Annotated in this window: 20 protein-coding genes; 14 read left to right on the plus strand and 6 right to left on the minus strand. The window is 72.3% G+C overall.

The features are described from left to right. The first annotated feature begins 25 nt into the window (after positions 1-25). The 5 genes from gap to G7063_RS07430 all read left to right on the plus strand — a co-directional run bounded on the left by gap (position 26) and on the right by G7063_RS07430 (position 3,941). The gene (gene gap / locus G7063_RS07410) at positions 26-1,030 is read left to right on the plus strand and encodes a type I glyceraldehyde-3-phosphate dehydrogenase (protein ID WP_166413824.1); all 1,005 of its coding nucleotides are present in this window, start codon (positions 26-28) and stop codon (positions 1,028-1,030) included. A 141-nt stretch (positions 1,031-1,171) separates the two neighbouring features. Further along, on the plus strand, positions 1,172-2,371 hold the full coding sequence (gene pgk / locus G7063_RS07415) for a phosphoglycerate kinase (protein ID WP_166413825.1): 1,200 nt from the start codon (positions 1,172-1,174) through the stop codon (positions 2,369-2,371). Positions 2,372-2,389: 18 nt separating this feature from the next. Continuing rightward, entirely contained in the window at positions 2,390-3,172 is a 783-nt protein-coding gene (gene tpiA, locus G7063_RS07420; RefSeq protein WP_166413826.1) for a triose-phosphate isomerase, read from the plus strand. 130 nt (positions 3,173-3,302) lie between these two features. Beyond that, the gene (gene secG / locus G7063_RS07425) at positions 3,303-3,542 is read left to right on the plus strand and encodes a preprotein translocase subunit SecG (RefSeq protein WP_166413827.1); all 240 of its coding nucleotides are present in this window, start codon (positions 3,303-3,305) and stop codon (positions 3,540-3,542) included. A 51-nt stretch (positions 3,543-3,593) separates the two neighbouring features. Further along, a complete protein-coding gene (locus G7063_RS07430) occupies positions 3,594-3,941 on the plus strand; it encodes an RNA polymerase-binding protein RbpA (protein ID WP_166413828.1) in 348 nt (115 codons plus the stop codon). 100 nt (positions 3,942-4,041) lie between these two features. Here the strand turns inward: G7063_RS07430 and pgl are convergent, their stop codons facing one another. From pgl to tkt, 5 genes are all read right to left on the minus strand, one after another. Then, positions 4,042-4,800 carry a 6-phosphogluconolactonase gene (gene pgl / locus G7063_RS07435; protein ID WP_166413829.1) on the minus strand — a complete coding sequence of 253 codons (759 nt, stop codon included), beginning with the start codon at positions 4,798-4,800 and terminating at the stop codon, positions 4,042-4,044. Then, positions 4,797-5,708, minus strand: a complete 912-nt coding sequence (locus G7063_RS07440) for a glucose-6-phosphate dehydrogenase assembly protein OpcA (protein WP_166413830.1) — start codon at positions 5,706-5,708, stop codon at positions 4,797-4,799. Before G7063_RS07440 ends, pgl begins: the two co-directional genes overlap by 4 nt. A gap of 70 nt (positions 5,709-5,778) precedes the next feature. Further along, entirely contained in the window at positions 5,779-7,335 is a 1,557-nt protein-coding gene (gene zwf, locus G7063_RS07445) for a glucose-6-phosphate dehydrogenase (protein ID WP_166413831.1), read from the minus strand. Then, a complete protein-coding gene (gene tal, locus G7063_RS07450; RefSeq protein WP_166413832.1) occupies positions 7,332-8,471 on the minus strand; it encodes a transaldolase in 1,140 nt (379 codons plus the stop codon). Before tal ends, zwf begins: the two co-directional genes overlap by 4 nt. Positions 8,472-8,619: 148 nt before the next feature. Beyond that, complete coding sequence (gene tkt / locus G7063_RS07455) at positions 8,620-10,734, minus strand: transketolase (RefSeq protein ID WP_240916229.1); 2,115 nt, start codon at positions 10,732-10,734, stop codon at positions 8,620-8,622. 316 nt (positions 10,735-11,050) lie between these two features. Between tkt and G7063_RS07460 the strand changes: the two genes are divergently transcribed. From G7063_RS07460 to der, 9 genes are all read left to right on the plus strand, one after another. Next, positions 11,051-11,986 carry a heme o synthase gene (locus G7063_RS07460; RefSeq protein ID WP_240916230.1) on the plus strand — a complete coding sequence of 312 codons (936 nt, stop codon included), beginning with the start codon at positions 11,051-11,053 and terminating at the stop codon, positions 11,984-11,986. 47 nt (positions 11,987-12,033) lie between these two features. Further along, positions 12,034-13,032 carry a site-specific tyrosine recombinase XerD gene (locus tag G7063_RS07465; protein ID WP_166413835.1) on the plus strand — a complete coding sequence of 333 codons (999 nt, stop codon included), beginning with the start codon at positions 12,034-12,036 and terminating at the stop codon, positions 13,030-13,032. Positions 13,033-13,183: 151 nt separating this feature from the next. Beyond that, on the plus strand, positions 13,184-13,999 hold the full coding sequence (locus tag G7063_RS07470) for a ParA family protein (RefSeq protein WP_166415258.1): 816 nt from the start codon (positions 13,184-13,186) through the stop codon (positions 13,997-13,999). Beyond that, complete coding sequence (locus tag G7063_RS07475) at positions 13,962-14,996, plus strand: ScpA family protein (RefSeq protein WP_240916231.1); 1,035 nt, start codon at positions 13,962-13,964, stop codon at positions 14,994-14,996. Before G7063_RS07470 ends, G7063_RS07475 begins: the two co-directional genes overlap by 38 nt. Continuing rightward, the gene (locus G7063_RS07480) at positions 14,993-15,685 is read left to right on the plus strand and encodes an SMC-Scp complex subunit ScpB (protein WP_166413837.1); all 693 of its coding nucleotides are present in this window, start codon (positions 14,993-14,995) and stop codon (positions 15,683-15,685) included. Before G7063_RS07475 ends, G7063_RS07480 begins: the two co-directional genes overlap by 4 nt. Then, positions 15,682-16,743: a pseudouridine synthase gene (locus tag G7063_RS07485; protein WP_166413838.1), complete on the plus strand. Its 1,062-nt coding sequence runs from the start codon at positions 15,682-15,684 to the stop codon at positions 16,741-16,743. The genes G7063_RS07480 and G7063_RS07485 overlap by 4 nt, the downstream gene beginning before the upstream one ends. A gap of 78 nt (positions 16,744-16,821) precedes the next feature. Continuing rightward, positions 16,822-17,538 (plus strand): (d)CMP kinase, encoded by a 717-nt coding sequence (gene cmk / locus G7063_RS07490; protein ID WP_166413839.1) that lies wholly within the window; start codon positions 16,822-16,824, stop codon positions 17,536-17,538. Positions 17,539-17,586: 48 nt separating this feature from the next. Beyond that, positions 17,587-18,279, plus strand: coding sequence for a 1-acyl-sn-glycerol-3-phosphate acyltransferase (locus tag G7063_RS07495; RefSeq protein ID WP_166413840.1), 693 nt, complete (start codon positions 17,587-17,589; stop codon positions 18,277-18,279). Positions 18,280-18,448: 169 nt separating this feature from the next. Further along, positions 18,449-19,966, plus strand: a complete 1,518-nt coding sequence (der, locus tag G7063_RS07500) for a ribosome biogenesis GTPase Der (protein ID WP_166413841.1) — start codon at positions 18,449-18,451, stop codon at positions 19,964-19,966. Positions 19,967-20,028: 62 nt separating this feature from the next. Here the strand turns inward: der and G7063_RS07505 are convergent, their stop codons facing one another. Then, positions 20,029-21,258 carry an NAD(P)/FAD-dependent oxidoreductase gene (locus G7063_RS07505; RefSeq protein WP_166413842.1) on the minus strand — a complete coding sequence of 410 codons (1,230 nt, stop codon included), beginning with the start codon at positions 21,256-21,258 and terminating at the stop codon, positions 20,029-20,031. Positions 21,259-21,340: the final 82 nt, after the last annotated feature.

The following is a 21,340-nucleotide window of genomic DNA, read 5'->3' on the forward strand; positions in this document are numbered from 1 at the left end:
GCCGACGCGCCCCGAGGAGGGCAACGTGACCATCCGCGTCGGCATCAACGGCTTCGGCCGCATCGGCCGCAACTTCTTCCGCGCCATCGTCGAGTCCGGCGCTGACATCGAGATCGTCGGTGTCAACGACCTGACCGACAACCACACCCTGGCGCACCTGCTCAAGTACGACACCGTGCTGGGCCGCTTCCCGCTCTCCGTCGAGTACACGGACGAGGCGATCATCGTCGACGGCAAGGCCATCCGTGCCCTCGCCGAGCGTGACCCGAAGAACCTCCCGTGGGGCGAGCTCGGTGCCGACATCGTCATCGAGTCGACCGGCTTCTTCACGGACGCCACGAAGGCCGCTGCGCACATCGAGGCCGGCGCCAAGAAGGTCATCATCTCCGCCCCGGCGAAGAACGAGGACGCGACGTTCGTCGTGGGTGTCAACCACGAGGACTACGACCCCGCGAAGCACAACATCATCTCGAACGCCTCGTGCACCACGAACTGCCTCGCCCCCATGGCGAAGGCGCTCAACGACGCGATCGGCATCGAGCGTGGCCTCATGACCACGATCCACGCGTACACGGGTGACCAGAACCTCCAGGACGGCCCGCACAAGGACCTCCGTCGTGCCCGCGCCGCCGCGCAGAACATCGTTCCGACGTCGACCGGTGCGGCCAAGGCCGTCGCCCTCGTCCTCCCGGAGCTCAAGGGCAAGCTCGACGGCTTCGCGATGCGCGTGCCGACGATCACCGGCTCGGCCACGGACCTCACCTTCACGGCCTCGCGCGAGGTCACGATCGACGAGGTCAACGCCGCGGTCAAGGCCGCTGCCGAGGGCCCGCTCAAGGGTGTTCTGAAGTTCGTCGAGGACGACATCGTCTCCTCCGACATCATCACGGACCCGCACACCTCGATCTTCGACTCGAAGCTCACCAAGGTGTCCGGCGACCTCGTCAAGGTCGTCGCCTGGTACGACAACGAGTGGGGCTACTCGAGCTCGCTCGTCTCCCTCACGCAGTACGTGGGCGCGCGTCTCTGACGCTCCCTGCGCACGCACGATGAGCGCCTGACGTCCGCGTGCGCGCCCCGGCACCGGGGCGCGCACGCGGACGTCTCGCTTTTCCGGCGCCCGTGCGAGCCGTCCCACCCCCTTCCATCCAGCACGAATCAGGAGCACCTGGTGAAGACCATCGCTGACCTCGGCGACCTGCGCGGCAAGCGCGTCCTCGTCCGTTCCGACTTCAACGTGCCGCTCGACGGCACGACCATCACCGACGACGGCCGCATCCGCGCCGCGCTGCCGACGCTCAAGCGACTCGTCGACGCCGGTGCGAAGGTCGTCGTGACGGCCCACCTCGGCCGCCCCAAGGGCGCCCCCGAGGACAAGTACTCGCTCGCGCCCGTCGCCGCCCGCCTCGGCGAGCTGCTCGGCGCGAAGGTCACGCTCGCGTCCGACACCGTCGGCGAGGGTGCGAAGGCCGCCGTCGCAGCCCTCGGCGAGGGCGAGGTCGTCCTCCTCGAGAACATCCGCTTCGACGCGCGCGAGACGTCCAAGGTCGAGGAGGAGCGCCAGTCGCTCGCCGCCGACCTCGCGGAGCTCGCGGACGCGTACGTGTCCGACGGCTTCGGCGTCGTCCACCGCAAGCAGGCGTCGGTCTACGACATCGCGCAGGTCCTGCCGGCCGCTGTCGGTGAGCTCGTCCTCAAGGAGGTCGACTCCCTCAAGAAGGCGACCGAGGACCCGGCCCGCCCGTACGCGGTCGTCCTCGGTGGCTCGAAGGTCTCCGACAAGCTCGGCGTCATCGCCAACCTCCTCGAGAAGGCTGACCGCCTCCTCATCGGTGGCGGCATGGTCTTCACGTTCCTCGCCGCGCAGGGCCACTCCGTGGGCAAGTCGCTCCTCGAGGTCGACCAGATCGACACCGTCAAGGGCTACCTCGCGACGGCTGCCGAGCGCGGCGTCGAGATCGTCCTGCCCGTCGACATCGTCGCGGCCGACGGCTTCGCCGCCGACGCCCCGCACGACGTCGTCGCCGCCGACGCGATCCCGGCCGAGCGCATGGGTCTCGACATCGGCCCCGAGTCGCAGAAGCTCTTCGCCGCGAAGCTTGCGGACGCGAAGACGATCGTCTGGAACGGCCCCATGGGCGTCTTCGAGTTCGACGCGTTCGCCGGCGGCACGCGTGCCGTCGCGCAGGCGATGGTCGACGCGACCGCGGACGGCGCGTTCTCGATCGTCGGAGGTGGCGACTCCGCCGCGGCCGTGCGCATCCTCGGCTTCGACGAGGCCGGCTTCTCCCACATCTCGACCGGTGGTGGCGCGAGCCTCGAGTTCCTCGAGGGCAAGTCGCTCCCCGGCATCGCCGTCCTCGACGCCTGAACCCCTAGGAGACCCATCATGGCTACCCGTACCCCGCTCATCGCGGGCAACTGGAAGATGAACAAGGACCACCTCGAGGGCATCGACCTGGTCCAGAAGCTCGACTGGCACCTCAAGGACGGCAAGCACGACTTCGCCGCCGCCGAGGTCACCGTCCTCGTCCCGTTCACGGACCTGCGCTCGGTGCAGACGTTCGTCGATGCCGAGAAGTCCGGCCTCTCCTACGGCGCGCAGGATGTGTCCGCGCACGTGTCCGGCGCCTACACGGGCGAGATCTCGCCCGTGTTCCTCGCGCGTCTCGGCGTCACGTACGTCGCGATCGGCCACTCCGAGCGTCGTCAGTTCCACGGTGAGGACGACGCGCTCGTCAACGCCAAGACGAAGAACGCCCTCGCGCACGGCCTCGTGCCGATCGTGTGCGTCGGCGAGGGCCTCGACGTCCGCAAGGCCGGCGAGCAGGTCTCGTACACGCTCGCACAGGTCGACGGTGCGTTCGAGGGCATCTCGGCCGAGGACGCGGCCAAGGTCGTCGTCGCGTACGAGCCCGTCTGGGCCATCGGCACGGGCGAGGTCGCGACCCCGGCCGACGCCCAGGAGGTCAACGGCGCGATCCGTGCGCGCCTCGCCGAGCTCTACTCGGCCGAGGTCGCCGACGCCGTGCGCGTCCTCTACGGCGGTTCCGTGAAGTCGAGCTCGATCGTCGAGCTCATGGCCGAGCAGGACGTCGACGGGGCTCTCGTCGGGGGCGCCTCGCTCGACCCCGAGGAGTTCGCGAAGATCGCGCGTTTCCAGCAGGCCTGACCGGTCTCCGGAGAGGTCCGCGTCCCGCCTGTCGGCGGGGCGTTGGCCTCTCCGGGACCCCCTGGCCTACTCTTGACCCCGGTGGCAGACGCCACCGCATCACGCACAGACGAACAGGACCCTTCCGCTCGTGGACATTCTCAAGATCATCCTCCAGGTCATCCTGGTCATCACGAGCCTCGCGAACGTCATGCTCGTCCTCATGCACAAGGGCAAGGGCGGCGGCCTCTCCGACATGTTCGGTGGTGGCATGACCGCCTCGGTCGGCAGCTCCGGCGTCGCCGAGCGCAACCTCAACCGCCTCACCGTCGGGTTCGTCGTCGTCTGGGTCCTGACGATCGTCGCACTCGGCCTCATCGCCAAGCTCTGAACCGGGCCGCCACCGGGCGGCTCACGCACCACGACGACAGGGGAGTCTCACGTGGCTGGTGGTAACGCGATCCGCGGTTCGCGCGTCGGCGCAGGGCCGATGGGCGAGGCCGAGCGAGGAGACCTCGCAGATCGGCACGCAGTGTCCTACTGGTGCGCCAACGGCCACCAGACCCGTGCGACGTTCGCCATAGGCCCGTCGACCGAGATCCCGGCGCAGTGGGACTGCAAGCGCTGCGGCTACCCCGCAGGGCTCGACGCCGACGCCCCGCCGTCGCCCGTGCGCAACGAGCCGTACAAGACCCACCTCGCGTACGTCAAGGAGCGGCGGACCGACGAGGACGGCACGGCCCTCCTCGACGAGGCGCTCGCCGCGCTGCGGGCGCGCCGAGGCGGCTGAGCCGCCTCTCGTCCCTGGCACGGAACGGGTCTGCATCCACGCAGAAGGCCGGCACCCCCGCGGGGGTGCCGGCCTTCTGCGTGAAGCCTCAGGAGCCGCGTCAGGCGTCCGTGGCCGCGGTCCCGGCGGCCGCGGCGTCGACGAGCCACAGCGTGCGCTCTGTGCCGTGCACGTGTGCCGCTGATGACTCAGGGTCGCCGGCAAGGCCCGCAGCCACCGCGTCGGCCTTCTCCGCGCCCGCGGCGACGACCCAGACCTCACGGGCCCCGTTGATCGCCTCGAAGGTGAGCGAGACGCGCGATGGCGGCGGCTTGGGGGAGTCGTGGACGCCGACGGTCGGGGTGCCGACTGCGTCGCGGGCCGGGTGACCCGGGAAGAGCGACGCGACGTGCATGTCAGGGCCCATGCCGAGGAGCACGACGTCGAAGACGGGCGTCGCCGCCCCCTCGGGCGCGTAGCGGGCGAGCTCGGCAGCGTGCTCGGCCGCGGCCTCGTCGGGCCCGAACGACGGGTCCTCAGGGCGTGCAGCCGGCATCTCGTGGACGTTGCCGGGGGGCAGCGGGAGCGAGTCGAGGAGCGCCGTGCGCGCCTGGAGCGCGTTGCGGTCCGCGTCGGACGCACCGACGAAGCGCTCATCACCCCACCACACGTGGACGTCCGACCAGTCGACGAGGTCGCGCAGAGGGTTGCGCGCGGCCTCGGCGAGGAGCCGGATGCCGACCGTGCCGCCCGTGAGGACGACGTGGACGGGTGCGCGGACGGCCTGCGCGTCAAGGACCTGGAGGAGGAGACGGGCCCCCGTCGTCACGGCGAGCGCGTCGGCGTCAGGGTGGACGACGACCGTGCGCACTGCGCTCACGGCGCGACCCGCACGAGGCCGAGCGTGAGGACCTCGCCGTACATCTCGTCCTCGTCGAGGCGACGGAGCTCCTCGGCGACGCACTCGTGCAGCTGCCGGACCGGCAGCGCGATGCGGTGGTCGGGCTGCCCGGGCTGCGAGAGCACCGCGATCTTGCCGGTAGGACGCGCGAGCGTGATGTCGCCCGACGGGCGCGTGAGCGTCACGGCCGTGACGGCCTGGGCGCCGGGCGTGCGGACGATCTCGACCTCGCAGTCGAGCTCCTCACCGAGCCACGCGCCGAGCAGGTCGAGCGAGCTGTGGTCGTCCTGTCCCGTGACCGTCACCTTCGTGACGGGCTCGAACGGCGGCTGGTCGAGGGTCGAGGTCAGCAGCCCGCGCCAGATCGTCGTGCGCGTCCAGGCGAGGTCCGTGTCGCCGGGCCGGTAGGACCGGGCAAGCGTACGGATCGTGGCGCGCGGGTCCGTCGACCGGTAGGAGTCCGTGATGCGGCGGTGCGCCATCGAACCGATGACGTCCTTGCCGGGGTTCGCGGGAGCCTCCCGCGGCCACCACGCGACGATCGGTGCGTCGGGCAGGAGCAGCGGCATGATGAGCGTGTCCGCGTGCTCGAACGCGGCCGCCGGGCCCGTGAGGATGATGACCTCGCTCGCACCGGCGTCGCCGCCGATGCGGATCTGCGCGTCCACGCCGGTCGTCGTCGTGCTCGACGCAAGGACGATGATGCGGCACGGGTGCTCGCGCGACGCGACGTTCGCGGCGTCGATCGCCTCGGTCGTCGCGGCCTCGTCGGTGACGATGATGAGGGTGAGGACGCGCCCGAGGGCGACGGCACCACCCTCCTGGCGCAGCTTGATGAGCTTCTTCGCGACGGCGGTCGTCGTCGTGCTCGGCATGTCGATGATCATGCGTGGCTCTCCTCGCTCGAGGCGGTCGAGGCGCGGACGGCGCCGGGGGTCACGGTCGGTGCGGAGAGGGTCACGGGCGTCGCCAGACGCGACCGTCGCGGGCGAGCATCTCGTCCGCCGACGTAGGACCCCACGTGCCCGAGCGGTAGGCCTCGGGGGCACCCTCCGCGGCCCACATCGCGGTGATGGGGTCGAGGATCTTCCACGAGAGCTCGACCTCCTCGTGGCGCGGGAACAGCGGCGGCTCGCCGAGGAGCACCGAGAGGATGAGGCGCTCGTAGGCCTCGGGGGACGACTGCGTGAAGGCGTGGCCGTAGCCGAAGTCCATCGTCACGTCGCGCACCTCCATCGCGGTGCCAGGGACCTTCGCGCCGAACCGGATGGTCACGCCCTCGTCCGGCTGGACGCGGATGACGATCGCGTTGTTGCCGAGGTCGCTCGTCTCGGTCGAGTCGAACGGCAGGTGCGGCGCCGACTTGAAGACGACGGCGATCTCCGTGACGCGGCGGCCGAGCCGCTTGCCGGCGCGCAGGTAGAACGGCACGCCCGCCCAGCGGCGGTTGTCGATGTCGACACGGATCGCCGCGTACGTCTCGGTCGTCGACGCGGGGTCGGTGCCGTCCTCGTCGAGGTAGCCCTTGACCTCCTCGCCAGCCTGCCAGCCGGCGGCGTACTGGCCGCGGGCCGTGTGCTCGCCGAGGTTCTCGGGCAGGCGCATCGCGCTGAGAACCTTGATCTTCTCGGCGACGAGGTCGTCGGCCGCGAACGATGCAGGCTCCTCCATCGCGGTGAGCGCAAGGAGCTGCAGCAGGTGGTTCTGGATGACGTCGCGCGCCGCGCCGATGCCGTCGTAGTAGCCGGCACGGCCACCGATGCCGATGTCCTCGGCCATCGTGATCTGCACGTGGTCGACGTAGTGGTTGTTCCAGATCGGCTCGTACATCTGGTTGGCGAAGCGCAGCGCGAGGAGGTTGAGGACCGTCTCCTTGCCGAGGTAGTGGTCGATGCGGAACACCGACGACTGGTCGAAGACCTCGGAGACGACGTCGTTGAGCTCACGTGCCGAGGCGAGGTCGTGCCCGAAGGGCTTCTCGATGACGACGCGGCGCCACGGCTGGGCGTCGTCCTCAGCGACCTGCGGCTTCGAGAGACCCGAGCGCGCGAGCTGACGGCACACCGTCGGGAACGCGCTCGGCGGGACGGAGAGGTAGAACGCGTGGTTGCCGCGCGTCCCGCGCTGCACGTCGAGCTCCTGGACGGTGCGGGCGAGCTCCTCGAACGCGGACTCGTCGTCGAAGGAGCCCTGGACGAAGCGGATGCCCTCGGCGAGCTGCTCCCAGGCCTCCTCGCGGAACGGCGTCCGTGCGTACTGCTTGACGGCGTCGTGGACGACCTGCGCGAAGTCCTGGTCGTCCCAGTCGCGCCGTGCGAAGCCCGTGAGCGCGAAGCCGGGCGGCAGCAGGCCACGGTTCGACAGGTCGTACACCGCGGGCATGAGCTTCTTGCGGGCGAGGTCGCCCGTGACGCCGAAGATCACGAGGCTGCACGGTCCCGCGATGTGGGGCAGGCGCAGGTCGCGGCTGTCGCGCAGTGGGTTGTGCTCGGCGGTGACCTCGGTGGGGCTCACTGGGCGTCCTCCTGGGATGCGTCGGTCGGGGAGATCTTCGTCGCGACGGTCGCGAGGAGGTCGTCCCAGCTGGCGGCGAACTTCGCCACGCCCTCACGCTCGAGCGTGTCTGTCACCGCGTCGAGGTCGATACCGACCTCGCGGAGCAGGGCGAGACGGTCGAGGGCGTCCTCGATCGCCGGGGTGATCGTGTCGGTCGTGTTCGTGGACGTCGAGCCGTGGTCGGCGACGGCGTCGAGCGTGGCCCGGGGCATCGTGTTGACCGTGCCGTCGGCGACGAGCGCGTCGACGTAGAGCGTGTCGGGCAGCGACGGGTCCTTGACGCCCGTCGAGGCCCACAGCGGGCGCTGAGGGTGAGCACCGAGGGCCGCAAGAGCCGCCCAACGCGGCGAGGCGAGCGTCTCGAGGTGCACCTGGTATGCGCGCCGCGCGTTCGCGAGCGCGATCGTGCCGCGCAGGCCCGGGGCGCGCGGGTCGTCCGACGCGTCGAGCAGGGGATCGACCGCGGTGTCGACGCGGGAGACGAAGAAAGAGGCGACCGAGCGGAGGCCGGCGAGGTCGTGCCCGGCCGCGCGCGCGAGCTCGAGGCCCGTGAGGTAGGCGTCGATGACCGCGAGGTAGCGCTCGATCGAGAAGATCAGCGTGACGTTGACGGAGATGCCGGCGGCGATCGTGCGCGTGATCGCGTCGATGCCCTCGACGGTCGCGGGGATCTTCACGAGCAGCCCGGGCCGGTCGATGATCGCGGCGAGCTCGGCCGCCTGCGCGACCGTGCCGTCGGCGTCATGCGCGAGGCGCGGGTCGACCTCGATCGACACGCGGCCGTCGCGGCCGCCCGTCGCCGCGTGGACGGGAGCGAGGACGTCGAGCGCGGCGCGCACGTCGTCCGTCGTGAGCCGTGTGATCGCGGCCTCGACGTCCGCGCCCTCGTGGGCGAGCGCGTGGAGGTCGGTGTCGTACGCGTCCGAGCCCGAGATGGCGCCCGCGAAGATCGTGGGGTTCGTCGTCACGCCGACGACGGAGCTCTCCCGGACGAGATCGGCGAGGCCGCCGCCCGTGAGCAGGGGCCGCGAGAGGTCGTCGAGCCAGACGGCGACTCCCGAGCCGGAGAGGTGGGTGAGAGGGGATGAGCTCATGGCTGCTCCTCAGGGTTGCGACGTGTACCCGACGTCGCGGGTCGGCCTGGTTCCAGCGGCCGGGGCTGCGTGACACGTCCCGCGTGGCGGGGGTGCGAACGCCCGGTGCGCGGCCACGAGGGCCGCGCACCGGGTGGGGTGCGGAGCGTCAGCGCGCGGCGGCCGCGAGGGACTCGCGGGCCTTCGCGACGACGTTCTCCGTGGTGAAGCCGTACTCCTCGAAGAGCTTCTCGGCCGAGGCCGAGGCGCCGTAGTGCTCGAGGGACACGGCGCGGCCGGCGTCGCCCAGGTAGCGGTACCAGCTGAGCGCGAGGCCCGCCTCGACCGAGACACGGGCGCGGACGGCAGCGGGGAGCACCGACTCGCGGTACGCCTCGTCCTGCTCGTCGAACCACTCGAGGCACGGCGCCGAGACGACGCGCGTCGGGGTGCCCTCGGCCTCGAGAACCTCGCGTGCGGCGACCGCGACGTGGACCTCGGAGCCCGTCGCGAGCAGCACGACCTCAGGTGCGCCGTTGCTCGCGTCGAGCAGCGTGTAGGCGCCGCGTGCGAGGCCCTCGGCGGGCGCGTAGCCCTCGGTCCCGCGGGGGAACGTCGGGACGTTCTGGCGCGTGAGGATGAGGCCGACGGGGCCGTTGTCGCGCTCGAGGATCGCCTGCCACGCGGCCGCGGTCTCGTTGGCGTCCGCAGGACGGACGATCGAGAGGCCGGGGATCGCGCGGGTCGCCGCGAGGTGCTCGACGGGCTGGTGCGTCGGGCCGTCCTCGCCGAGGCCGATCGAGTCGTGCGTCCACACGTAGGTGGGGGAGCACTGCGCCATCGTCCCCATGAGCGACGCGAGACGGACCGCACCACGCATGTAGTCGGAGAACTGGAAGAACGTGCCGCCGTACGGGCGCGTGAGGCCGTAGAGGGCGATGCCCGCGAGGATCGCGCCCATGCCGTGCTCACGGATGCCGAAGTGGAGCGTGCGGCCGTAGGAGTCGCCCGCGAACTCGTGGCTCGAGCGGTGGGCGGGGAGGAACGACGGCTCGCCGGACATCGTCGTGTTGTTCGAGCCCGCGAGGTCGGCCGAGCCGCCCCAGAGCTCGGGGAGCACGTCGGCGAGCGCCGTGAGGACCTTGCCCGAGGCGGCGCGCGTCGCGACGGCCTTGCCGGCCTCGAACACGGGGAGGGCGTCGGCCCAGCCCTCGGGAAGCTCGCGTGAGGAGAGGCGGTCGAGGAGCGCGGAACGCTCCGGGCTCGCGGCTCGCCACTCGGCGAGGCGGACGTCCCAACCAGCGTGGGCCTCGGCACCGCGCGTCTGCAGGCCGCGGGAGTGCGCGACGACCTCGTCCGCGACGCCGAACGCGACGTCGGTCGGGAAGCCGAGCACCTCCTTGAGGGACGCGACCTCGGCTCCGCCGAGCTTCGAGCCGTGCGAGGAGTGGTCGCCCTGCTTCGTGGGCGACGGCCACGCGATGATCGTGCGCAGGCGGATGAACGACGGCTTCGACGACTCGGCGACGGCCGCGGCGATCGCGGCGTCGAGCGCCGCGACGTCCTCGTGGTACTCGCCGCCGGCGGTCCAGTCGACGTCCTGCACGTGCCAGCCGTAGGCCGCGTAGCGGGCCGCGACGTCCTCGGTGAACGCGATCGACGTGTCGCCCTCGATCGAGATGCGGTTGTCGTCCCAGATGACGACGAGGTTGCCGAGCTCCTGCGTGCCGGCGATCGAGCCGGCCTCGCTCGTCACGCCTTCCTGGAGGTCACCGTCCGACGCGATGACGAACACGCGCTGGTCGAAGAGGCTCTCGCCGGGGGCGGCGTCAGGGTCGAGGAGGCCGCGCACGCGGCGCTGCGCCATGGCCATGCCGACCGCGGACGCGAGGCCCTGGCCGAGCGGGCCCGTCGTGATCTCGACGCCCTGCGTGTGGCCGACCTCGGGGTGGCCCGGCGTGAGGGAGCCCCACGTGCGGAGCGCCTCGAGGTCGCCGAGCTCGAGGCCGAAGCCGCCGAGGTAGAGCTGGATGTACTGCGTGAGGCTCGAGTGGCCCGCGGAGAGCACGAAGCGGTCGCGACCGAGCCAGCTCGAGTCCGTCGGGTCGTGGCGCAGCCAGTTCTGGTAGAGCAGGTACGCGACGGGGGCGAGCGAGATGGCGGTGCCGGGGTGCCCGTTGCCGACCTTCTCGACCGCGTCGGCGGCCAGGACGCGCGCCGTGTCGACGGCGCGTCGGTCAAGGTCGTTCCACGCGAAGGGGTGGGCGGGGGTGAACGCGTTCACCGGACCTCTTTCCTGCGGCGCGTCGGGGCGCGCCACATCATCGTGACGGTGGTGGTCTGGGGCTCGACCCTTCCAGACTAGTTCCCTGGGGCCTGTTCTGCGGTCGACGATCCGAACGGTGGGCATCGAGGCCGCGTGGGTCGGACGCCGCCGGCCCGCGTTGCCCGACCTGCTGTGGCGCATCTGACGTGCGAGGCAGCGCCCGGGGAGGCCCCGCGGGACTAGCATGGGTCGCATCCCTCACACCCGGGACCATCGGCCCGCGCCCTCGCGAGAGCCGCCCGGAGCGGACCACGACGAACGGACCCGATCCCGCGTGTCTTCCTCGACCTCGACCCCGAGCGCCGTCCCCGAGACCTCCCCGGCGGTCTGGCGCGCGTCGGTCGGTGCGTACGTCGCTCTGACGAAGCCGAGGATCATCGAGCTCCTCCTCGTCACGACGATCCCCACGCTGTTCCTCGCGCAGGGTGGCGTCCCGGACCTTGTGCTCGCGTTCAACACGCTGTTCGGCGGCACGCTCGCCGCAGCGAGCGCCAACGTCTACAACTGCATCTTCGACCGCGACATCGACGCGGTGATGAACCGCACGAAGAAGCGTCCGCTCGTGACGGGCGAGGTCTCGGTCAGGGGCGCGTGGATCTTCGCGACGGTGCTCGGCGTGCTGTCGTTCGTGTGGCTCGCCGCGTTCGTCAACATGCTCTCCGCGCTGCTCGGGTTCGCGGCGATCCTCCTCTACGTCGTGTTCTACACGCTCATCCTCAAGCGGCGGACGTCGCAGAACATCGTGTGGGGCGGCGTCGCGGGCTGCATGCCTGTGCTCATCGGCTGGTCCGCCGTGACGAACAGCCTCGACTGGGCGCCGTTCCTCCTCTTCGGCGTCGTCTTCTTCTGGACGCCCCCGCACTACTGGCCGCTCTCGATGAAGTTCCGCAAGGACTACGCCACCGCCGGCGTGCCGATGCTCCCCGTCGTCGCCAGCGACCGCCGCGTGGCCGTCGAGATGGTCCTCTACACGCTCGCGATGATCGCGTGCTCGGTCGCGCTGTGGCCCGTCGCGGGCCTCACCTTCGTCTACGGCATCGCGTCGATCGTCCTGGGCGGCTGGTTCCTCCTCGAGTGCGTGACGCTCCTGCGCCGCCTCCAGGACCCGACGCTCGGCAAGCCGCGTGCGATGCGCGTCTTCCACGCGTCGATCACGTACCTCACGCTCCTGTCCGTCGCGATCGTCGTCGACGTCCTCCTGCCGCTCTGACGCGGGCCTCGACCCAGGCCCGGACGCGATCCGCGTAGCCTGTGCGCATGCAGACGACGCCCGGCACCGAGGCCTCCCGCGGGGCAGGTGCCCGCGCGGACGTCGAGGTCCCGCGCGGCCTGTCGGTGCCTCTTGCGGGCTATCTCGCGCACCTGCGCGTCGAGCGAGGCCTGACGGACAACACCCTCGGCGCCTACCGGCGCGACCTCGAGCGCTTCGTCGCGCACGTCGCCGCCGAGGGGGCGACGAGCCCGCGCGACCTCACGCGCGAGCTCGTCGAGGGGTACGTCGAGGTCGTGCGGACCGGCGCGGACGGACGGACGCCGCTCGCCGCGTCGTCGACCGCGCGGACCGTCGCGTCGGTGCGTGGCTGGACCCGCTTCTGCGAGGCAGAAGGCCTTGCGGGGGCTGACCCGGCCTCGGGCCTCAAGCCGCCGGCGCGCCCGCGACTGCTGCCGCGCGCGATCCCCGTCGACGACGTCCTCGCGATCCTCGAGGCCGCGGGCGCGGTCGGCGGCGAGCGCGGGCTGCGCGACAGGGCGCTGCTCGAGCTCGTCTACGCGACGGGCGCCCGCATCTCGGAGGCCGTCGGCCTCGACCTCGACGACCTCGAGCTCGACGCGCGAGGCTCGGCCGTGCGCCTCTTCGGCAAGGGCCGCAAGGAGCGCGTCGTCCCGCTCGGCTCGTACGCGCGCGACGCGGTCGAGGCGTACGTCGTGCGGGCGCGGCCAGGGTTCGCCGCTCATGGCACAGGAACGCCCGCGCTCTTCCTCAACTCGCGCGGACGCCGGCTCTCGCGCCAGAGCGCGTGGGCCGTCCTTCGGGAGGCCGCGCAGCGCGCGGGCCTCGCGCAGGCCGACGAGATCTCGCCGCACACGCTGCGGCACTCGTTCGCGACCCACCTGCTGCAGGGCGGCGCGGACGTGCGTGTCGTCCAGGAGCTGCTCGGGCACGCCTCGGTGACGACGACGCAGATCTACACGCTCGTCACGCCCGACGCCCTGCGCGAGATGTACCTCACGTCGCACCCTCGGGCGCGCGGCTGAGGCGTCGCGTCCGTCACGCGATCGACCGGCGTGGCGGGCCGCGTGGCATCCGGGGCGGCGGGCGCCGCTGCGTTACCGTGGGGACGTGAGCAGCCAGGAGCCCGGGACCAGCACGACGACGACCGACGAGACGGACGCCGTCGGACGGCCCATGCCCCGGTTCCCCGAGCCCGCTGTGCTCTTCGGCCACGGCCCCGCGCGCATCATCGCGATGTGCAACCAGAAGGGCGGCGTCGGCAAGACGACGACGACGATCAACCTCGGCGCGTGCCTCGCAGAGCTCGGCCGTCGCGTGCTCGTCGTCGACTTCGACCCGCAGGGTGCCGCCTCCGTCGGCCTGGGAGTCAACGCCAACGAGCTCGACCTCACGGTCTACAACCTCCTCATGGACCGCTCCGCGGACATCACGCAGATCATCCAGCGGACGTCCGTCGAGAACCTCGACGTGCTGCCCGCCAACATCGACCTCTCGGCGGCCGAGGTCCAGCTCGTCGGCGAGGTCGCCCGCGAGTCGGTCCTCGCGCGCGTCCTGCGGCCCGTGCTCGACGACTACGACGTCGTGCTCGTCGACTGCCAGCCGTCGCTGGGTCTCCTCACGGTCAACGCGCTCACGGCCGCGCACGGTGTGCTCATCCCGCTCGAGTGCGAGTTCTTCGCGCTGCGCGGCGTCGCGCTGCTCATCGAGACGATCGAGAAGGTCCGTGACCGTCTCAACCCGCGCCTCGAGATCGACGGCATCGTCGCGACGATGTACGACGCCCGCACGCTCCACGCGCGGGAGGTCGTCGAGCGTGTCCACGAGGCCTTCGGCGACAACCTGCTCCACACCGTCATCTCGCGGACCGTGAAGTTCCCGGACGCGTCGGTCGCGGCCGAGCCGATCACGACGTACGCGCCGTCGCACGCGGGTGCGCAGGCCTACCGTCAGCTTGCGCGCGAGCTCATCGCGCGCGGCGACGCCGCCTGAGCGCGTGACGCGCGGCGTGGGCGACGTCGCCGACGTCCCGGTCGCCGGCGCGGCGGACCCCGCGCCCGCCGACGGTGCGCCTGCCGACGGTGCCTTCCACGTCCGGCTCGACAACTTCGAGGGGCCGTTCGACCTCCTGCTGTCGCTCATCTCCAAGCACCGGCTCGACATCACGGAGGTCGCGCTCGCGCGCGTGACGGACGAGTTCATCGCGTACATCCGCGCGCAGGACTCCGCCGCCCGCGACGTCGAGGACGCGGGCGGGTCGGTGCGCGGCTGGGACCTGTCGACCGCGTCGGAGTTCCTCGTCGTCGCCGCGACCCTCCTCGACCTCAAGGCGGCGCGCCTGCTGCCGTCGGGCGAGGTCGAGGACGCGGAGGACCTCGAGCTGCTCGAGGCGCGAGACCTGCTCTTCGCACGCCTGCTGCAGTATCGCGCGTACAAGGACGTCTCCAGGGCGTTCGCGGAGCGACTCGTGCGCGAGGGACGCAGCGTGCCCCGATCGGTCGGGCTCGAGCCCGAGCACGCGGCGCTCCTGCCCGAGCTCGTGTGGACGCTCGGGCCCGAGGGGCTCGCGCTGCTCGCCGCGCGGGCGCTCGCGCCCAAGGCGCCTCCGCCCGGTGTCGACGTGTCGCACCTGCACGGCTCGATCGTCTCGGTGCGCGATCAGGCGGCAGTGCTCGTCGAGCGTCTCCAGCGCGCGGGCACGCTGTCGTTCCGGACGCTCACCCAGGACGCAGAAGGCACGCTCGTCGTCGTCGTGCGGTTCCTCGCCCTGCTCGAGCTGTTCCGCGACGGGGTGGTCGGGCTCGACCAGGCCGGAGCGCTCGGCGAGCTCACGGTGCGCTGGCTCGGGGGCACGGACGGACCGGGGGCCGACGACGTCGTCGCGGCCATGTCGATCGATGAGTTCGACGGGGTGCGCGACGACGACGCGCCGGGGGCGAGCGCCGCGGCCGCGGCGGAGGACATCACGACGACGGAGGAGCAGCGATGACGGCGGGACAGACGGCGAGCCCGGCGACGGGTCCGGCGAGCGACGATGCTGCGGAGACACCCGAGCTCGACGTCCACGACCTGCCCGGCGGGGCACGCGCGGCCCTCGAGGCCGTCCTCATGGTCGTCGACGAGCCCGTGAGCACCGTGAGGCTCGCCACGTCGACGGGCCTTCCTGTCGACGAGGTCCGGGCGCTGCTCGACGATCTCGCGGCGGAGTACCTCGACCCCGCAGCACCCCGAGGCTTCGTGCTCCGCGAGGTCGCGGGAGGCTGGCGGATGTTCTCCTCGCCAGTGTTCGCCGACGTCGTCGGGCGCTTCGTCCTCGAGGGCCAGACGGCCCGTCTCACGCAGGCTGCGCTCGAGACGCTCGCGATCGTCGCCTACCGACAGCCGGTGACGCGCGGCCAGGTCTCGGCGGTGCGGGGTGTGAACGTCGACGGTGTCATGCGTACCCTGGTAGCGCGAGGTCTCGTCGACGAGGTCGGCACCGACCCCACGACGGGCGCCCACCACTACGGGACGACCGGCTCCTTCCTGGAGCGGATGGGGCTGACCTCGCTCGACGATCTTCCGCCGCTAGCGCCCTACCTGCCGGATCTCGACGGTCTTGACGACGTCGACGGCACGGGTCGCGCGGCGACACCGGTCGGCACCGTGCCGACCACCCAGGACGAGGAGCAGCAGTGAGCAGCAGCAGCACGGGTCGCGGCGGACGCGGCCACGCCGGCGGGGCCGGCGGCGGTCGCGGCGCAGGTCGTGGCCAGGGCGGCGCAGGTCGTCAGGGTGGCGGACAGGGCGGTCAGGGCGGCCAGGGACGTGGCGGCGCGCAGGGCGGACGCCCCGCACCGCAGGGCGGACGCCCGGGGCAGCCGGGCCGACCCGGGCAGCAGGGTGGACGGCCGGGTCAGCCGGGCCGTGCGGGCGCGCCCGCACGCGGCCAGCGCAACGCGTCCCCCGTCGGGGAGCGTCGCGCCCCCGCCGAGCGTGAGCGTCCGACCCCCGTGAGCGACGTCCACGTCGCCGACGGCGTGCGCCTGCAGAAGGTCCTCGCGGACGCGGGCCTCGGCTCCCGTCGCGCGTGCGAGCGCCTCATCGAGGAAGGCCGCGTCGAGGTCGACGGCCAGATCGTCATGGAGCTCGGCGTCCGCATCGACCCCGCGCGCCAGAGCGTGCACGTCGACGGCCTGCGCCTCGAGCTCGACACCGAGAAGGTGACGATCGTCTTCAACAAGCCCAAGCACGTCGTCTCCTCGATGGACGACCCCGAGGGTCGCCGCAGCCTCGCCGAGTTCTTCGCGAACCGCACCGAGCGGCTCTTCCACGTGGGACGTCTCGACTACGACTCCGAAGGTCTCCTGCTCCTCACGAACGACGGCGAGCTCGCCAACCGCCTCACGCACCCGCGCTACGGCGTCGACAAGACCTACGTCGTCGAGGTCCAGGGTCGGTTGACGCCCAAGGTGGGGGAGATGCTCGTCCACGGCGTCGACCTCGAGGACGGCTTCGCGCGGCTCGACCGCTTCCAGGTGCTCGACTCGACCCCGCAGGCGAGCCTCGTCGAGGTCGTGCTGCACGAGGGACGCAACCGCATCGTGCGCCGCATGTTCGACGAGGTCGGCTTCCCCGTGACGCGCCTCGTGCGCACGCAGATGGGCCCGATCCGCCTCGCTGACCTCCCGCCGGGGCGTCACCGCGTGCTCGGCCAGGTCGAGCTCGGCACCCTCATGAAGGCCGTCGGGCTCTGACCCTCGCGTCCTGAGCCGTCGCACCACCCCGCCATCAGCGTGCTCCGCACGTGCCCGCACCACCACGTGGAGATCCTCATGTCCCAGCCCGTCGTCGTCGCGATCGACGGACCCTCCGGGTCCGGCAAGTCGAGCGTCTCGCGCGAGGTGGCCCGCCGCCTCGGTCTCGCGTACCTCGACACGGGCGCGATGTACCGGGCCGCGACGTGGTGGTGCCTGCGTTCCGAGCTCGACCTCACCGACCAGGCTGCGGTCGCTGACGCCGTGCGGGCGATGCCGCTCGACCAGGGCGTCGACCCGACGATCGAGAAGCTCGACGTCGACGGCACGGACGTGCGCGCGGACATCCGCGAGACGTGGATCTCCGAGCGGGTGAGCGCGGTCGCGACGAACCTCGACGTGCGCGCCGAGCTGCGTCGCCTGCAGCGCGAGGTCATCGCGGGCCAGACGGTCGCGGGCTCCTTCTCCGAGGGGCGCGGCATCGTCGCGGAGGGCCGCGACATCACGACGGTCGTCGCACCCGACGCCGACGTGCGCGTGCTGCTCACGGCGAGCGAGGAGGCGCGTCTCGCGCGCCGTGCGACGGAGCTGCACGGAGCTGCCGACGAGGCTTCCGTCGCCGCGACGCGCGACCAGGTGCTGCGCCGCGACCGCGACGACTCGACGGTCGTCGAGTTCCAGGTCGCGGCCGACGGCGTCGTCACTGTCGACTCCTCCGACCTCGACTTCGAGCAGACTGTCGAGGCGGTGCTCGAGGTCGTCGCGCGGCTCACGGGCGCGCGTCCGCAGGCGTGATCCGGGCTGGCAGCGTGGCCGGGGCCCGAGCGTGACGGCGGTCCCGGCGTGACCGCGGCCCAGGGCGCTCCGTCGCCTGCCACCGCGCGTCGCGCGCGGCCCATCGGCTGGCTCATCACGCACGGGCTGTGGTCGACGGACGTCGTCGGCGCGCAGCACGTGCCCGCGACGGGTCCGGTGATCCTCGCGGCCAACCACATCGGGCTGCTCGACGGCCCCGTGCTCTACGGTGCCTCGCCGCGTCCCGCGCACCTGCTCGTCAAGCAGTCGGCATTCCGTGGGCCTGTCGGCGGGATCCTGCGCTGGTCGGGCCAGATCCCCGTCGACGCCGACGCCGGCGGGCGCGCTGCGCTCGCGCTCGGGCTCGAGGTGCTGCGTCGCGGCGACGTGCTCGGCATCTTCCCGGAGGGGCACCGTGGCCGTGGCGACGCCGGGGCGCTGCGTGGCGGCGCGGTGTGGCTCGCGCTCACCTCGGGCGCTCCAGTCGTGCCCGTCGCGATCCTCGGGACTCGCCGCACCGGGCGTGGCGCGGGCTCGTTGCCGAGGCCGCGGGCCCGGCTCGTCGTCGAGATGGGCGAGGCGGTCGCCGTCGTGCGCGAGCCCGGACGCAGCGGGCGCGAGGCGCTCGACGACGGCACGCGAGCCGTCGCGGACGCGCTGCGCGCGACGGTCGCTCGTGCGGTGGCCCGCAGCGGGATCGCGCTCCCCGGCGACGAACCGGTCCCGCCGCCCGCGTCCTGACGCGTCACCCGCCCCTTTTCCGACTCGTAGCGGTTCTGCAGGTCGGAGGAGCGTGCGGGGGTGCTACCAGACGGAGGGGACGTCGGGGATGGGCGCTCGACGCGCGATGTGGCGCAGTGTGGCGCGGTCGACGGTCGTGCGCGGTCCCCAAGCCTGGGACAATGGATCCATGACCACTCCCGAGCAGACGCTGCCCGACCCCGACGAGACCCCGCAGGACGCGTTCCTCGCCGACGACCCGGGTGACGTCGAGGCCGACGAACAGCGCGCCTCCGCGCTGCGTGCAGGCCTCGAGGAGTACGACCTCGCCGACGAGGACCGCGCGCTCCTCGGCCTCGACGACGACGACCTCGCGGCGGTCGAGGCCGCCAAGGCGCATCCCGTCCTCGCCGTCGTCGGCCGCCCGAACGTCGGCAAGTCGACCCTCGTCAACCGCATCCTCGGCCGCCGTGAGGCCGTCGTCGAGGACAAGCCCGGCGTGACGCGCGACCGCGTGAGCTACGAGGCCGAGTGGTCCGGGCGCGAGTTCACGCTCGTCGACACGGGCGGCTGGGAGACCGACGTCGCAGGCATCGACGCGGCCGTCGCCCGCCAGGCCGAGGTCGCGGTCGAGCTCGCCGACGCCGTCGTCTTCGTCGTCGACGCGTCCGTCGGCGCGACCGCGACCGACGAGCACGTCGTGCGCCTGCTGCGCCGCGCCGGCAAGCCCGTCGTCCTCGCGGCGAACAAGGTCGACGGACCCCGTGGCGAGGCCGACGCGGCCGCGCTGTGGAGCCTCGGCCTCGGCGAGCCCCACCCCGTCTCCGCGCTCCACGGGCGCGGCACGGGCGACCTCCTCGACGCCGCGATGCGCAAGCTCCCGCTCGAGACCCAGCACGGCGTCGTGCGCCCCGACGGGCCGCGCCGCGTGGCGCTCGTCGGCCGCCCCAACGTCGGCAAGTCCTCGCTCCTCAACAAGGTTGCGGGCAGCCAGCGCGTCGTCGTCGACGAGACCGCTGGCACGACGCGCGACCCGGTCGACGAGCTCATCGAGCTCAAGGGCCGCACCTGGTGGTTCGTCGACACCGCAGGCATCCGTCGTCGCGTCCACCAGACGTCGGGCGCCGACTTCTACGCGTCGCTGCGCACGCAGGCCGCGATCGAGAAGGCGGAGGTCGCCGTCGTGCTCGTCGACGCGTCCGTCGAGATGAGCGAGCAGGACATCCGCGTCGTCCAGCAGGTCATCGACGCGGGCCGCGCGCTCGTCGTCGCCTACAACAAGTGGGACCTCATGGAGGACGAGCGACGCAAGTACCTCGAGCGTGAGATCGAGCGCGAGCTCGTCCAGGTGACCTGGGCGCCGCGCGTCAACATCTCGGCGAGGACGGGCTGGCACGCCGACAAGCTCGTGCCCGCGCTCGAGACCGCGCTCGAGAGCTGGGACAAGCGCATCCCGACGGGCCGCCTCAACGCGTTCCTCGGCGAGCTCGTCGCGGCGCACCCGCACCCGCTGCGGGGAGGCAAGCAGCCGCGTGTGCTCTTCGCGACGCAGGTGTCGTCGCGTCCGCCTCGCTTCGTCATCTTCGCGTCGGGCTTCATCGAGGCCGGCTACCGCCGGTACATCGAGAGGAAGCTCCGCGAGACCTTCGGCTTCGAGGGCACTCCGATCGAGATCTCGGTGCGCGTGCGCGAGAAGCGCAAGCACTGACGCGGTGACGTACGACGGGGCCCGTGGCTGCAGCAGCAGCCACGGGCTCTGTCGTCCGTCCCTCAGTCGGTCGTCGTGATGCGGCCGCGGAGCGCGGCCGGGTCCGGGACGCTGCCGGGGGAGCCGAGCTCGGCGAGCAGCTCGGTGGCGCGGGCGGCACGGTCCCAGACGTTCCACAGCATGACGCCGCGCAGCGCCCCGTCGTCGGAGACGTGGTAGACGACGCCGGCGGCACCGGGCGTGCCGGGTGCCCAGTCCTCGACGACCGTGAGCCGCATGTCGAGCGTGCCGACCGCCTCCCAGCCGTCGTCGAACCAGTCGGAGTAGAAGAACGGCGTGTGGGTGTGCGGCTCCGCCGGCTGCCCGAGGCGCTCGGCCGCGTTCGCACGACCCGCGCTGCGGCCCGTCGCATGTGCGTTGTCGACGTGCTCGATGCGCACGAGGCCGAGGACCGGGTCGGGGTAGCGAGCGACGTCACCGGCGGCGCGGACGTACGGGTCCGACGTACGCAGGGTCTCGTCGACGACGATCCCGCCGTCGACGTCGAGCCCCGCGTCGCGCGCGAGCCCGTCGGCCGGCACGACGCCGAGCCCGACGACGATCGCGTCGGACTCGACCCAGGAGGAGTCGTCGAGCACGAGGACCGGGCCCGTGCCGGGCGCACCCGGCTCGGCCGTCACAGCGCGGCGGTGCGTGAGGATCTCGACGCCGCGCGAGCGCAGACCCTCCTCGAGCCTGTCGACGAGGACCTGCGGCACGAGGTGCTCGGCCGGACGGTCCTGGGTGATGACGAGCGTGACGCGCGCGGCCGAGCCCGCGAGCCCGCACGCGAGCTCGAGCCCGACGAACCCGCCGCCCACGACGACGACGTGGTTGCCTGCGTCAGCGAGCACGCGCACGCGACGGTAGTCCTCGAGCGAGCGGAACGTGCCGACTCCCGCGACCGGCTCGGGGGTGAGCGTGCGCGGCGTGCCGCCCGTCGCGAGCACGAGCCGCTCGTAGCCGATCGTCGTGCCGTCGTCGGTCGTCACGGTGCGGGCGGCCGTGTCGAGCGCGGTGACCGCGCGGCCCGTGCGGACGGTCACTCCCGTCGCGGCAGCGGTGCCGAGGTCGATCGACGCAGGCGGGTCCGGTCGCCACAGGTCCTTCGTCAGGGGTGGTCGGTCGTAGGGCTCGTCGGGCTCGGGCCCGAGGACGAGGATCGTCGCGTCCGGGTCCACCTCGCGGATGCCACGCGCGGCGGCGTCGGCCGCGACACCGGCCCCGACGATGACGTGGTCGAAGCTCTCCATCGTGCACCTCCATCGGTTCGTCCCTGCTCGTCACCGTACGCCCCACCTGCGGACCTCGCGAGGCCCGGTGACGTGGCCCACT

Source organism: Sanguibacter sp. HDW7 (assembly GCF_011300875.1).
Lineage (GTDB): Bacteria > Actinomycetota > Actinomycetes > Actinomycetales > Cellulomonadaceae > Flavimobilis.

What these genes read in the sequence shown, in the direction of transcription:
- tpiA (WP_166413826.1), top strand. Translation starts at nt 2,390, where the DNA reads ATGGCTACCCGTACCCCGCTCATCGCGGGCAACTGGAAGATGAACAAG.
- G7063_RS07440 (WP_166413830.1), bottom strand. Translation starts at nt 5,708, where the DNA reads ATGATCATCGACATGCCGAGCACGACGACGACCGCCGTCGCGAAGAAG.
- tal (WP_166413832.1), bottom strand. Translation starts at nt 8,471, where the DNA reads ATGAGCTCATCCCCTCTCACCCACCTCTCCGGCTCGGGAGTCGCCGTC.
- G7063_RS07465 (WP_166413835.1), top strand. Translation starts at nt 12,034, where the DNA reads ATGCAGACGACGCCCGGCACCGAGGCCTCCCGCGGGGCAGGTGCCCGC.
- G7063_RS07470 (WP_166415258.1), top strand. Translation starts at nt 13,184, where the DNA reads ATGCCCCGGTTCCCCGAGCCCGCTGTGCTCTTCGGCCACGGCCCCGCG.
- G7063_RS07480 (WP_166413837.1), top strand. Translation starts at nt 14,993, where the DNA reads ATGACGGCGGGACAGACGGCGAGCCCGGCGACGGGTCCGGCGAGCGAC.
- cmk (WP_166413839.1), top strand. Translation starts at nt 16,822, where the DNA reads ATGTCCCAGCCCGTCGTCGTCGCGATCGACGGACCCTCCGGGTCCGGC.
- der (WP_166413841.1), top strand. Translation starts at nt 18,449, where the DNA reads ATGACCACTCCCGAGCAGACGCTGCCCGACCCCGACGAGACCCCGCAG.
- G7063_RS07505 (WP_166413842.1), bottom strand. Translation starts at nt 21,258, where the DNA reads ATGGAGAGCTTCGACCACGTCATCGTCGGGGCCGGTGTCGCGGCCGAC.